Raw genomic sequence first — 13,698 nt, 5'->3', positions numbered from 1 at the left:
GAGAATGAAGTTGTTGGTGATCCTTTCCCGTGTTCCGTATCCGTTGGAGAAGGGTGATAAGCTCAGAGCATATCACTTGATCCGTCGTTTGGCAGACAAACATGAGGTCTTTCTTTTTTGCTTGAGCGATACGAACACCGAACCTGAACATTTGGATCATCTCCATCAGTTCTGTAAGCACATCGAGGTGGTACGGTTAAGGCGGTGGTCCATCTTCTTGAAATTGTTCGGCGCGATCTTTTCCCGACTACCATTTCAGGTGGCCTATTTCCATCACCGCAGCGCACAGCAACGGATGGATGCTGCCATTGAACGCTTCAAACCCGATCACGTATTGTGCCAGCTCGTGAGGACAACGGAGTACGTGCGACGCAAATATGCACTGCCGAAGACGCTGGATTACATGGACACCTTGAGCAAGGGTATGGAACGAAGAACCGAGAATGCTCCTTGGTTGTTCCGCCCCTTGTTCCAGACCGAAACACGGCGATTGATCCGGTACGAGAATCTCATGTTCGACCAGTTCGATCACAGTGTCATCATCAGCGCGCAGGACCGCGATTACATCTACCATCCTTTGCGTGATGAGATGGCCGTGATCCCAAATGGCGTGGACACGGACCATTTTGCTCCGTTGCCGCTGGAACCGAAATTCGATCTGCTCTTCACAGGCAATATGAATTATCCGCCGAATATTGATAGTGTGGTGTTCCTTGCTGAGCAGGTATTACCGATCGTGCGAAAGGTGCGTCCGGAGACCAGCCTACTTATTTCCGGTGTTGATCCCAGCCAAGCCGTACGTGACCTTGCCAAAAATGATCCATTGATCTCCGTTTCCGGTTGGGTGAAAGACATTCGTGTATCCTACGCTACCGCACGGATCTTTGCCGCTCCCATGCAGATCGGAACCGGCCTCCAGAATAAACTACTGGAAGCTATGGCCATGCGCATACCGTGCGTTACATCGGCCTTGGCGAACAACGCGGTCGGCGCACCTGCAGGCACCGCGATACTGATAGGCAACTCGCCGGAAGATTACGCAGAACACATTCTGCGCTTACTGAATGACCCTGCCGAACGCCAACGAGTTGCGGAAAGTGGTTACGATTTCGTTCGTTCCCATTTCGATTGGGACCGCGCTGCGCAAGCCTTGGATGCCTTGGTGAGTGACCCGCGTCCGGTTCATTGACCAAAGACTGTGCTACCCTGCACCTACGTACCTTTACACCATTAAGCCGTTAGTGTATGAAGAAGCCGTTCAATACCATTGAAGAAGCCATTGCTGATATCCGCCAAGGAAAGGTGGTTATTGTAGTGGATGATGAGGACCGTGAGAATGAAGGTGATTTCTTGACCGCTGCCCGAAATGCTACACCGGAAGTGATCAACTTCATGGCCAAACATGGGCGTGGACTGATCTGTGCGCCGCTTCTCGAAGAACGTTGCGAAGAACTTGGGCTGGACCTGATGGTGAATGACAACACTGCGCTGCATGAAACCCCTTTCACGGTGAGCGTTGATGTCAAGGGACGCGGGACCACCACGGGCATTAGCGCCAGTGATAGATCCCAGACCATGTTAGCGTTGATCGATCCAGAAATTACAGCCAACGATCTCGCAAGACCCGGTCACATCTTTCCGTTGAAGGCGCGTAAGGGCGGAGTTCTACGCCGAACCGGACATACGGAAGCAGCTGTTGATCTCGCTCGCTTGGCAGGATTCGAACCCGCAGGTGTGATCGTTGAGATCATGAACGACGACGGCACCATGGCCCGTTTACCAGAGCTACAATTGATCGCCGAAAAATTCGACCTGAAGCTCATCAGTATCGAAGACCTGGTCGCCTATCGCATGCGCACTGAGCGTTTGGTGGAACGCCAGATCGATGTGAAACTTCCTACGCTGCACGGTGATTTTGACCTTGTAGCATACAAGCAAAGCACGACAGGTGAAGAGCATTTGGCCTTGGTAAAAGGCACTTGGGAACCGGATGAACCGATCCTTGTGCGCGTACACAGCTCATGTGTTACCGGTGATATTTTCGGGAGTTGCCGGTGCGATTGTGGACCACAGTTGCAGCAGGCCATGGAGATGATCGAAAAGGCCGGAAAGGGCGTGATCGTATACATGCAGCAAGAAGGTCGCGGCATTGGATTGCTCAATAAATTGAAAGCCTATAAACTGCAGGAACAAGGAGCAGATACTGTGGATGCGAACCTGATGCTCGGCTTCGATATGGACGCACGGGATTATGGCGTTGGCGCTCAGATCCTATTCGACCTTGGCGTGCGAAGAATGCGCTTGCTAACGAACAATCCCAAAAAGCGCACGGGGCTAGTAGGCTATGGCCTGGAGATCACGGAGAATGTTCCGATCGAAATTGCAAGTAACGAGCACAACCACAAGTACCTCAAAGCGAAGAAAGAGCGCATGGGGCATTCGTTGAAGTTGGGGGAGTAGGTCTTGGTCACTGGTATTGGGTACAGGGTATAGGGTACAGCGTATTGGGTACCAAATACCAGTTATACGATTTCGTCATGCGAGGTTGTACGCATTCAATCAAACACGATCGTACCCGTATACCGTTGTTGCCCATCGCTCAGTTCTACGAAGTAACTGCCTTTGGCTTGTGCGGTAATATCCAGTTTAATGCCTGTTTCGGAAGAACGCACGGGGCTACTTTGTACGGCGCGGCCTTGTGCATCGAAAATGGTAAGCACCAGATCCGAAGTATACCGCAGGTCTTGTGGTAGATCAACAGTGCATAACCCGTTGTTGGGATTGGCGTAAATGTGCAGTTGCCCTCCACCAAGATTTCCGAAGGTTTGTATGCCGGTTATGGCGCTGAATTTGGCGATGAAGCCATCATTTGCACCAGATGTGGTTAAGCCTTGACCTAACTGTAAAGGTTGGGTGAAGCCAGCAGAAATAACCACTCCGCCATCATTCGTACCCAGAACGTAGACCCGCGCCGGTCTAACCTCTCCACCATGCAATACGCCTAAACAGTTTCCACTCAGGTCGAAACGTGCAATTACAAAATCCCTATTGGTGGTTGGTTCAATAACGAATTGACCGATCGTAGTAGACGAATTGATTTCAAAAGCAACCTAGAATGTGCTTTCACCGCTCATTGATAGTAGTGCTGCCGAATTGATCGTGCCAACCATTGGCAAAGTTTCTACCCATTCTGGATTACCAGCGCTATCTGCTTTCATTAGAAACCGAACCAACTGGTCAGGAATTGAGACCACTGTGTCATTTGGTACATACAAACGATTTATGAAAGCTCCAGTGATGATCAATGCTCCATTGGAAAGAATTTCAAGATCATGATATAATGCAAGACTATCTGCACCTAGTTGCTGGGTTGCAAGAACTTGAGTACAAGAAGTATCGATCCGCGCTATCAATGCATCCCAGCCTGATGCTGCGGGCGTGAATGTTGTTCCCAACAAATTAGAATTCTCAAAGCAAGCACCAGCAATAATTAACGTGCCATTATCATCTGCGGCCCAAGCATCCCCAATATTGTATCCGATGTCCTTCGACCATATAACCTCACCTCCAGGCGAATACTTTACAAGAAGCAAATCATCAAATAAAACAGTTCGGGCCGTCTCAGCATAAATATTCCCACTATCATCTATCGTCATTCCATAAACAATGCCCCATGGAACGGTTTGCAACCACAAGCACGTACCATTCAGGTCATATTTAGCGACGAACATACCGCGCCCTGCGGCACTTATGCCTGGCCCAAAATAGGCATCTTCGGAGTCGTAAGTTCCTTGAAGTACTATCGTGTTCGTTATAGAGTCATACAGGATGTTGCGACCGTATTCTGCTTCATTTACATCCTCAGGAACCTTTTCACCACCCGCAGTAACGCCCCATACGTAATTTCCCGATGCATCAAATTTCGCCAAGAAAATATCCCTAGTTCCTAATACAGGGAATAAAACGCCGCCGATTGTGCCACCAGGAGCATTGTAGCCACCAAGAGCGCCTGTTACGTAAACATTTCCGTTTGCATCTTCGCAAACGCCGTTCACTGTTTCCGACCAATTACCACCTATCTGTTGCACCCACTGAAGATCTTGGCCTTCGATACTTGTCGGAAAAAGCAAGGTGATGCTCACACTTAGCGCCAGAAATATCTTAACTAAAGTCATGTTCAGTTGCTTTTAAGAATCGTAATGCTCTCTGTGCATTCTAGCGCTCTCCAAATGAGTTGGTAAGCTCCGTTAGTTAGAGATGATAGATCGATGGTAGAATTGCCGGGAATGGCCTTCCATCTGCCCAGACTTTTGCCCAATAGATCAACGAGTTGAAGTGAACCGGTCGCTTCTGAGGGTAACGATACGACGATATCAGACTGAAAGGGATTCGGACTTACTTTCAAGTAGTGTTCAACTAAAACAGAAGGGGCAAATTGCAACTGCAGCGCCTGTTGACCATTTTTTGCCTGTGCCGTATAACTAGGCTGACTTTCATTCAGGGCAATGGAGTTGTAACTATCCTCCGAACAATCCGGATAGGTGGTGCCTAAGTAAATATGTACTTCGACCATTGCCTTCAATCAAACTTCATGTCCTTCGCATCGCTGCGGAAGATGTTCGCGATCTTCTGGCGGAATTCCCTGAACGTATTGAACTCTTCGCGGTAGCCGATACCAACTCCTTGTGTCGTGGATGCTTGTGAGGCCCTGTTCAAATTACGGTCGTTGCTGATGCTGTAGCCTTTCATTCGCAATTTACCGTCCTCGGTCAGCAGGTATTCCAATTGGAAATCGCCTACCAACGCATTGGAGTTCTGGGTTGTTTGAGCTGCCCCATATTGTACGCCTACGTTCGTGCTGAACAGTAATCGTTCATTGAAGAGCTGCGTGCTCAAGGCGACTTCGAGTTCCTTCTGTGTTACGTTATCTCCGGGTCGATAATTCAAGCCAAGATCGAAATCACTGCTGATCTGCGATAGCCAGTTGCTCACTTGATTGCTCATAAGCTCGAACCCCGTCGCACTTGCTCCAAGGTCTCCCGTACCGGGTGAACCTGCTCCGGTATAGTTCGGCGGTTGAACGAATCTATTCATGACGATCAATGCGAAGACCTGTCTATTCAATTCCTGTTCGGTGCTTAGAACGCTGTTCACCTGGGTCCTGATGCTTTCATCTACGGTTGGAAGCCTCACACTGAAACCGATCTCCGGGTTCAACAAGCGATCCTTCAAGCGCATGGTCACATCCACTGGCACACGTTTGCGGTACACATCGTTCTTCTCGTACATGATGTCATACAGCGGTGCGCGAAGTCGATAGACGGCCTCAAGATCCAATTGTGCATCCAAGGGGTCGCCGAACCAGGTAATGGTTCCTCCGGGTGCAATTTGGAATCGTTTGTTCACTACATTCCGTAGGGTGAAGAGATAATCTCCTTCATTCACTTGCACCGCACCTCTCATGTCCAGACCACCAGCTTGATCAACGCTCATTTCAATATTCCCGGTTCCTCTACCTCTGAGTATGTCTCCCACTGTTGGATCGAAGATCAACTCGAACATGGCGTCCGGCGTTACCTCCACATTCAGGTCCAATGTCACCCCTGTCAGATCCACTACCCGCACCTCCACATCAGAACTATCGCCGCTTACGAATTGCACGAAACCGATGTCCGAAACATCGGTGCTACCGCCGAGCGGTAAATGGATCGATGTGCCCGGTGAAGTCTTGGCATCGACGGTGATCTCCATGTTCCCAGCATAGGCACTTAGTTCAAAATCTCCAGTGCCATATGCCTTACCGTAGAAGAGTTCATTCTGGGACAGATCCGTATTCAATACAAGCATCGTATCCAATTCACCGGAAACGTTGAAGTTCCAATCCTTCAATCCCTTATGCTGGATGGTTCCATTGATCACCGCCTTATGTCCTTCTTCATCCCGTACGACTACCTGGTCCAACGCAAACATATCCGGACGCACCTTCAACTCATGCGAAAACCTGTACAGCGTATTGAGGTAATCGATGCGAAGACCGGCATTCGTTAGCGCTAATTCACCAGCGATCTGCGGATCGATCAGTTTTCCGTTCACCGCAATGCTTCCGGATACAAGCCCTTGTATCTCGCTTATTCCTTTCGGCAGATAGGGATCTATGAAGCCAAGGTCGAAGCGATCCATGATCAATTCCATATCCATTTCTTGATCATCCTTCAAACTGATCTCTCCTCTGAAATCCAATGCCTTGATCGCTCCTCGACTGAGGACACCGCTGAGGTCCACGGCTTTTTTTGCATCCACCCATTGCGCAGCGAATTGCAGATCTCCAATTGGATGTTCCTGTACCTTAAGACTATCCAAGCACATATAGCTGAACATTTTCGGCGTATTACGGATATCGAATACAGCGCCATCGCCGGATACCATACCGCTCAGTTGGGGCCCTTCATAGAACGGATCGATGTTGCGTAGATCAACGTTCAATAGATCGAAGTGCAGCGCATCTCCAGGGTCATCGGAGATCGTGCCATCCAAGGTTATCCGCTGCCCGTTATTCAGCAGTGTAAGTGAATCGATACGGATGGTGGATCCTTCGATCCTTGCATGTGCCGGTTTCAGATTCAACCAATCTCCCCTGCCGAACTGCAAATGACTGGGGAGGAGATCCAGTGAAAGCGAATTGGGTGAATCAACGTCGCCTAAAAGATAGAGGTCGCCATTGGTGCCGCCATTGCTATCATCCCATCCAAGGGCGAATTCCAATTCATCCTGATATGCTTTTCCGGTGAGCGACGTGCCAGCGAACCAAATGCTGTCCTTCCAGATCTGGCGATCACTTTTAACGCTGAACAGGAAAACATCCATGGTCTTTTCGGTAACCACCTTCATATTGTTGATCCGCATATGACCGTAAGACATTCCAGGCAGATCCGCGACCAATTCAATATCCAACGAACGGCTATCCAGGGCTCCTTTTGCTGTTGATCCGCTGTCGATCTTCAACCCTGGCATTACCAGATCCAATACCGGTCCGGTATTCTTGGTCTCCAATGTGAACCGAAAATTCTGTTCGGCTTCAGCGAAGTCCACTTTATCCTCCAGCGATGGGAATACGCTGTAGATCACGTTCTCAATAGTGCGGGGCAACCGTGTCGGCAGAAACTCTCCGCTCACCTCCACATCCGCAAAAGACGCATTCAAGTTCAATACATTCTCTCCATCCATGCGGCTGCTTACAAGATCAATATCGCCCAATTCGTGCTCTTGATCCCCGCGACAGAATGCAATATCACGCATCGACAATTTGCCCAATAAACTATCAGGGGATAATCGCCCTTGTGCATCGACATCCATCCGCAATGTGTTATACCCATCAAAAGGTGCAATACCGAGTGCTGTAAGGTTGGCATGCCCCAATTCTGCATGGAAATCCACCAAAGGCCATCTACCTCGCATATCAGCCAGTCCTTCGAAATCCAGGATCAACGCATTATCGTTCACGGACAATGCACCATTAAACAGATTGCGTTCCAGTTTCCCCTTGGCGGAGATGCCCTTTATACGTACTCCATTCACCGTGAAGAACGGGAAGTCACCTTCCACTTCAGCCCGCATGCCAGCAATATCCTTTCCTTTCGCGTTGATGCGGATATTAGCAGCCAAAGGGCCGAGAATATCAGCATGCAATAAGGGACCCAATCGAATACTGTCCGTTGCCAGCCTACCCGACAATGAGAAGTCCTTGCGCAACGTATCCCGTTCGAACGAAATATCCGTTCGCATTCCACCGATAGCCGTATTGGCCACTCCGTATGCCGTGAATGAGCGGATGAAACCCGTAAAATTTCCTCGGAACTTGATCGTACCAAGTTCCTTCAACTCCTGTGGCACCTTTAGCCGATCGCCGGATATGAAAGGTGGCGCCGGTAGTTGCGCAAGATCTTGATGATCCGTCAATAGCTCGTCGAGGTCCAACAACATGAACGTATTCTCAATGTCCGGAAGACCACTCAGCTCTGCGCTACCCCGAAAGATGGACCGTTCACCGAACGCTATGTCCAGGTTGCGGCCTTTAAGCTCAGAAATTGTTCCACGGATGTTGCCCTGGACATCTATCGGAAAGTGTACACCTTCCAACTCTGGTGCGAAGTAGCTGATATCCGCAAAATCCAATCGTGAAGGTTTCAGGTCGACACGTATCATTACCTCATCAATGAAACGGCTGTAGGCCGACCAATTCTCAGAACTGAATTGCATGCGCCCTTCGACCGAGGTGACAGGTGTGCGCAAGGCTAGACTATCAATAATGATACCCGAGCCACTGACATTGGCGATGCCTGTAAGTTGGTCCACTCGGAAACCGCTTCGTTCACGCAAACTGAACTGTTCCAGATGTGCGGTTATGGAATCCCCGATCACGGCAAGTTCGTAGCCGGCCAAACTCGCTTTGTTCACATCCACATGGGAGAAGTCAATGCCGAACGGTTTTATCGGAACACGCGCATCGTGAAACGAAAAATGCAACCCATCTATCACGAACCTGTTTGCTCGTATCGTCCAGATCTCGGCGGTTGTTGTCGTGTCATCATCCTTGAATTGGGCGAATAAATTGGTAAGGTTACTGTGCTCGTCGTCCGCTGCTATAGCCAAAGCAAAGCGCCCATTCTCTAACTCGAATGCATTCAGGTTGATCGTATTGGCATCCGCATCTATCCCGATACCCTTCACTTTGAGCGTGCCAACGGCAAAAAGCGTATCATTCCTAAGATCGCCCACATAGATGTCCTTGAGTACTATTGGACCTAGGGGTTGCACATAGATGCTACCAATACGAACCTCGGCACCCAATTGCTCCGTTGCGAATTGACCGGCATACTTAGCAACACTGCGCTGTACGGCGGGTATGGAGATCAACAGCAGGAATATGACTACCAAAGCGAGGACAAAGAGCACAATGGTGCCAATGCCACGCAGTATCAATTTGAGCCAGTGATATGCCTTGTTCTCCGCCAACGCCCTTAGTTTTGTCCTCTATCCTTAGCAATCATTAAGCCTGATCGCATTACCCTTTACAAGATCTCCCAAAAGTAGCCTCTCTGCCATGCCTGTGAACGGATCGATCATAATTCTAGGAATAGAAAGTTCCTGCGATGACACGGCCGCAGCTGTTCTGGTGGATGGTGTGGTGCGCAGTAACGTGGTGGCCGGGCAGGATGTACACCGGGAATGGGGTGGCGTTGTTCCCGAATTGGCGAGTAGGGCCCATCAGGAGAATATTGTTCCGGTCGTTCATCAAGCGCTTAAAAAAGCTGGTATTACGAAGGAGGAATTGAGTGCCATTGCCTTTACACAAGGACCCGGCCTGATGGGTTCTTTGCTGGTAGGAGCCTGTTTCGCGCGGTCTTTTGCTCAGGGCCTTGGTATACCGTTGATCGCAGTAGATCACTTGAAGGCGCACGTACTAGCGCATTTCATAACGGATGATGATCCACGGCCTACGCCTGAATTCCCATTCATCAACCTTACCGTGAGTGGAGGCCACACGCAGCTAATTCTTGTACGCGGGCCGCTGGATATGGAGATCATTGGCACTACAGTGGATGATGCCGCTGGCGAAGCGTTCGACAAAGGTGCAAAAGTGATGGGACTGCCCTACCCCGGTGGCCCGTTGATAGATAAGTACGCAGTAAATGGTGATCCCAAGAAATACAAATTACCGGAGCCGCAAATGGCGGGTTTCAACATGAGTTTCAGCGGGATCAAGACCGCTTTCCGGGACAAGGTGCTATTCAACGAGAAGAAGACACCAGGTTTCATTGAAGTTGAGTTACCGCATCTCTGTGCATCATTGCAAGCTACGATCGTGAACACCGTTATGAAAAAACTGTACAAGGCTGCACGCGCGCACGCTATTACTCGCATTGCCATTTCCGGTGGTGTTAGCGCGAACAGTGCATTGCGGACCCAAGTACAAGCAATGGGTGACCGCGAAGGATGGGCCGTTTTCGTTCCGCCGTTCGCGTATTGCACGGATAATGCGGCCATGATCGCCATAAGTGGCCATTTTCTCTATCAAAGCAGCATTTTCGCAGCATTGGACACAGTTCCAATGGCGCGTTGGTGACAACTTCTGCACCGTGGCACGCGATCCGCAAGGGTTGGCTCCGTTACATTTGCACCGGTACATGCTAGCCTCTACCCATTTGCTTCTTCGACCTATTGTGCGAGCGGTTTCGCTTTGCGCGATGCTCAGTTGCGCATTTCAAGGGAACGCTCAGGATGCCAAACAACTCATCGCAACGGGAGATTCGCTGCTCGCATTGGATAAACCTCAGCGGGCGTTGGATGTGTACGAGCAGGCGGTTCAAAAAGCTAGTACTGCAGAGACCCACATTGCAAGGGCCCGGGCATACTACGAATTGGACCGGCTGGACCTATTCCTGAAGGATGTTGACAAGGCGCTGCGGTTGGATACGGGTAATGCTGAAGCACACTTCAACCGGGCCATGTATGCCTATCGAGCGAATGACCTGGCCATGGCGGATTACCACGCTACCAAGGCACTGAACCATGCCACTGACAAAAAGCTTCAGACCAGAACACTGATCCTACGCGGAGAAACGCGTGCGGAACTTAAGCGCACCATCCCTGCTATTCTGGATCTCGAGGCCGGCACTGCTGTTGACGACAGTGACCTGGAGGTGTTGCGGACCCTGGCAAGGTTGTATGACGCTGCGGGTAGGCATGAAGATGCATTACGTATTCTGACCTCGCTTTGTGTTAAGGATTCTACGGATGTTGGCCATTGGAGCAACCGCAGTTTCGAGCTGATCGCTCTGGGACGCTATCCTGAAGCACTGATCATGGTGGAAAAAGCCCTGGATATCGACAAGGATGAACCTGTGGCATTGAGCAATAGAGGTTACATCTACTACACCATGGATCGTATCAAAGAGGCTGATCACGATATTGATCGTAGCCTGCGATTCTATCCCGCTAACCCTTATGCTTTGCGCACAAGAGCGTTACTACGTATCCGAAAAGGTGACCGCGAGAAAGCCTGTGAAGACCTTACGCTTGCCAAAGCACTTGGTGAAATACCCGAAGTGGACAGATTAGTGAAGGAGCATTGCGCCTCTGACAATGCTCCTCGGTGAGCTATTGAAATCTACCCTACGTTTGACCCGCTATTGCAGCACGACCCGCTGTACGCTGCGCCCGCCATCGGTTTCTTCAATGACCAACAGATAGGTACCGGCACGGAGGTGATCCGCGTTGATCGTCCACATTCCGTTCAGACTACGTATTGGAACGATCATTTCACGGCCTGTTGCATCCAACAATCGGGCAGTTGCGTTGATCGCCGTTGAACGCACATCAAATTGTCCATTGCTCGGATTTGGTCTCACGTACACCTCTAGTTCAGGCACATCGGATATGCGGTCAATACCAGTGTCCACCACCTCGAATACATCCAAACCGCCTTCTACCAAATGACCCTGGGCATCATCCGCAGCTAAAACACGCAGCTGCATATTAGCGGTCGGAACAAGGAAATCGGAGATCCGTATGTCCACAGACTGCCAAGAGCCCATACCAGCTGTTTGTGCTGTGATCAACTCTACCTCAACGGATTCAAGGCCATTATCCAACGATATTTGCATTTGGTCGTTCGGCGTACCACTTCCACCGGCATTAAAGAACCAACGGCTATACCGAACATGAGGTTCGATCATATTGGATGCATCAAATTCCGGTGAAACAAGGCTCGTACTTCCATCGTCCACATCATCATCACCAGCTCCACCGCCACCATTACCGGTAACATAGGCTTGGCCGCTGCAATCCCCGCTCACATCAACATCCGGGTTTGACGTATTGCCTTGTAGATCAGTACCGATCGGAAAGCCACGCTCCCATATCCCGGCGGTGGCACCATTGGTCTCAACGTCCCATCCCAGATCCAACGCAAAGTCGTCATAATAGCCTGATGGCAACTGGATCGTCAATACGCCGGTCCCCGTATTAATTGACTGTGTTGAAGGACACACGGTATGCCATCCCCAAGCCCCCGCTAACACGTCATAGTCATCCGAATAAACCGCTGACAATTCGAACATTCCGGATGCATCACTTGTGGCAGTGAATGCGTAAGCATCATTGTACACCAGAACTTGGGCGTTCGGCACAGGGTCATTGGTCAACTCATCTACAACACTGCCTTGTAGCGCGAATGACACCAAGGGTACCAGTGCAACGTCCAGATCCGTGATCTGACCGTTCACCAACACCACATTATCCAAGGTCTGGCTAACATACCCTGGAGCCGAAACGGTTACTTGATACGTTCCAGCGAGGTAATAACCGGTCGCATAGTTACCATCGAATTCCGTGATGTCAGAGACTGAAAGACCTTCGATGATCACCGTGGCCTGTCCGACAGGAGCGCTTGTATTCGCATTCGTGATCATGCCTTCCAAGTAGCATCCGCGCTGATAGTCGGGACCGAGGATAACGAGACCGCGCTCAATATCGCTGCAGATCAAATTGCCGCTTGGAAAATAAGGATACACGCCCCAATCACCATTGAAACCATCTCCCTGAAAATTCGGAGAAGTATCATAATGCCCCACTTCGATCATGTTATTCGGATGGGTCACATCGTAAATGACCACGCCATACGTGTAGTAGGATGTTACCACATAATGATCCAACCAATATGTATTGTGCGGTATGGTACCTGAGCCCGGATCGCTTTGAAGTTGATCTTCGTACAAAATATCCGTTGGATCACTGATATCATAGGAACCTACGTAGGAATCCGTGCGTTCATCCGTCGTGTAGAGGTGGTCACCGCTATCATCCAACCACACATTGTGCGTGAAATTGTTCGGGGTGGCTTGCGTGCCCAACAACACAGGTGCCGCTGGATCCGAAACATCCACTATGGAGAAGAATCCATCATAGATATGCCCCGCATACAAGGTATCGCCTCTTGCGTATCCGTCATGTACATACCATTGTTCAAATGCACCAACCTCCACTGGTACCATGGGATCTCCAGTAATGTCATACATGATGGCCCCTCCTACTCCACGAGATGATCCGAAAACGTACAACCGCCCATTCTCATCGATGAACAAAGAATGTGATGTTTCCCAATCGGGTGCTTGCCATACCGTTGCTGGCAGGGCAGTGCTTTGCGGTAATGGGCTTAGATCCACGATGGTGAGCCCGCCACTGTTCGCTTCAGTTGTAACATACGCATGGTCATTATACACCTTGATCTCTCTCCAGATACTCGCTGGGCCAGGAAAAAAGAAGAGTTCTACCGGGTTCGCGGGATCGGTAACATCCACAACAGCAACCCCACCAGGGTCATTGCTATTCCCGTTCACGCCTACAATGGCGTATTCATTCCCCTCCTCATCCGTATAGCCCCAAAGGTTGCTGAGATCGCTATTGCGTGCTGCTTGGTAATCCAATCGACCCAATTCCGTAATGTTGATCTGCGCCTTCGAGGTGCCAGGGTCGAGTAAGAACAGCGTGCCGACGATGACCGCTGCTAGAGTGTGTTTGAAGATCATGCTGCAATGTAGGGAGGTATCCTGATCCTTTTGATGAAGATGGTGACTAAAGGTGGACATTCTTGTTTTCGTGCCGCAGAACGGCTTTTAGAATACACTGCAATTGTGGACC

The 13,698-nt window shown here is 50.0% G+C and carries 9 protein-coding genes; 4 read left to right on the top strand and 5 right to left on the bottom strand.

The window, feature by feature from the left end; all coding sequences use genetic code 11:
* The first annotated feature begins 4 nt into the window (after positions 1 to 4).
* On the top strand, positions 5 to 1,189 hold the full coding sequence (locus IPF95_12915) for a glycosyltransferase (GenBank protein MBK6475590.1): 1,185 nt from the start codon (positions 5 to 7) through the stop codon (positions 1,187 to 1,189).
* A gap of 56 nt (positions 1,190 to 1,245) precedes the next feature.
* Positions 1,246 to 2,460: a bifunctional 3,4-dihydroxy-2-butanone-4-phosphate synthase/GTP cyclohydrolase II gene (locus tag IPF95_12910; GenBank protein ID MBK6475589.1), complete on the top strand. Its 1,215-nt coding sequence runs from the start codon at positions 1,246 to 1,248 to the stop codon at positions 2,458 to 2,460.
* A 95-nt stretch (positions 2,461 to 2,555) separates the two neighbouring features.
* Here the strand turns inward: IPF95_12910 and IPF95_12905 are convergent, their stop codons facing one another.
* The 4 genes from IPF95_12905 to IPF95_12890 form a co-directional block, all read right to left on the bottom strand.
* Complete coding sequence (locus IPF95_12905) at positions 2,556 to 2,996, bottom strand: T9SS type A sorting domain-containing protein (protein MBK6475588.1); 441 nt, start codon at positions 2,994 to 2,996, stop codon at positions 2,556 to 2,558.
* 114 nt (positions 2,997 to 3,110) lie between these two features.
* A complete protein-coding gene (locus IPF95_12900; GenBank protein ID MBK6475587.1) occupies positions 3,111 to 4,055 on the bottom strand; it encodes a hypothetical protein in 945 nt (314 codons plus the stop codon).
* 122 nt (positions 4,056 to 4,177) lie between these two features.
* Positions 4,178 to 4,573 (bottom strand): T9SS type A sorting domain-containing protein, encoded by a 396-nt coding sequence (locus IPF95_12895; GenBank protein MBK6475586.1) that lies wholly within the window; start codon positions 4,571 to 4,573, stop codon positions 4,178 to 4,180.
* Between the two features lie 5 nt (positions 4,574 to 4,578).
* Positions 4,579 to 9,012, bottom strand: a complete 4,434-nt coding sequence (locus IPF95_12890) for a translocation/assembly module TamB (protein MBK6475585.1) — start codon at positions 9,010 to 9,012, stop codon at positions 4,579 to 4,581.
* Between the two features lie 88 nt (positions 9,013 to 9,100).
* On the opposite strand from IPF95_12890, the gene tsaD reads away from it, so the two are divergent.
* The gene (tsaD, locus tag IPF95_12885) at positions 9,101 to 10,123 is read left to right on the top strand and encodes a tRNA (adenosine(37)-N6)-threonylcarbamoyltransferase complex transferase subunit TsaD (GenBank protein MBK6475584.1); all 1,023 of its coding nucleotides are present in this window, start codon (positions 9,101 to 9,103) and stop codon (positions 10,121 to 10,123) included.
* Positions 10,056 to 11,156: a hypothetical protein gene (locus IPF95_12880; GenBank protein ID MBK6475583.1), complete on the top strand. Its 1,101-nt coding sequence runs from the start codon at positions 10,056 to 10,058 to the stop codon at positions 11,154 to 11,156. Before tsaD ends, IPF95_12880 begins: the two co-directional genes overlap by 68 nt.
* A 30-nt stretch (positions 11,157 to 11,186) precedes the next feature.
* Here IPF95_12880 and IPF95_12875 read toward each other — a convergent pair whose 3' ends face one another.
* Positions 11,187 to 13,586: a choice-of-anchor B family protein gene (locus IPF95_12875; GenBank protein MBK6475582.1), complete on the bottom strand. Its 2,400-nt coding sequence runs from the start codon at positions 13,584 to 13,586 to the stop codon at positions 11,187 to 11,189.
* Positions 13,587 to 13,698 lie beyond the last annotated feature (112 nt).

The sequence above is a fragment of the Flavobacteriales bacterium genome, assembly GCA_016704485.1.
Taxonomy (GTDB): Bacteria; Bacteroidota; Bacteroidia; order Flavobacteriales_F; family PHOS-HE28; genus PHOS-HE28.
This window is presented reverse-complemented; position numbering and strand designations above follow the sequence as displayed.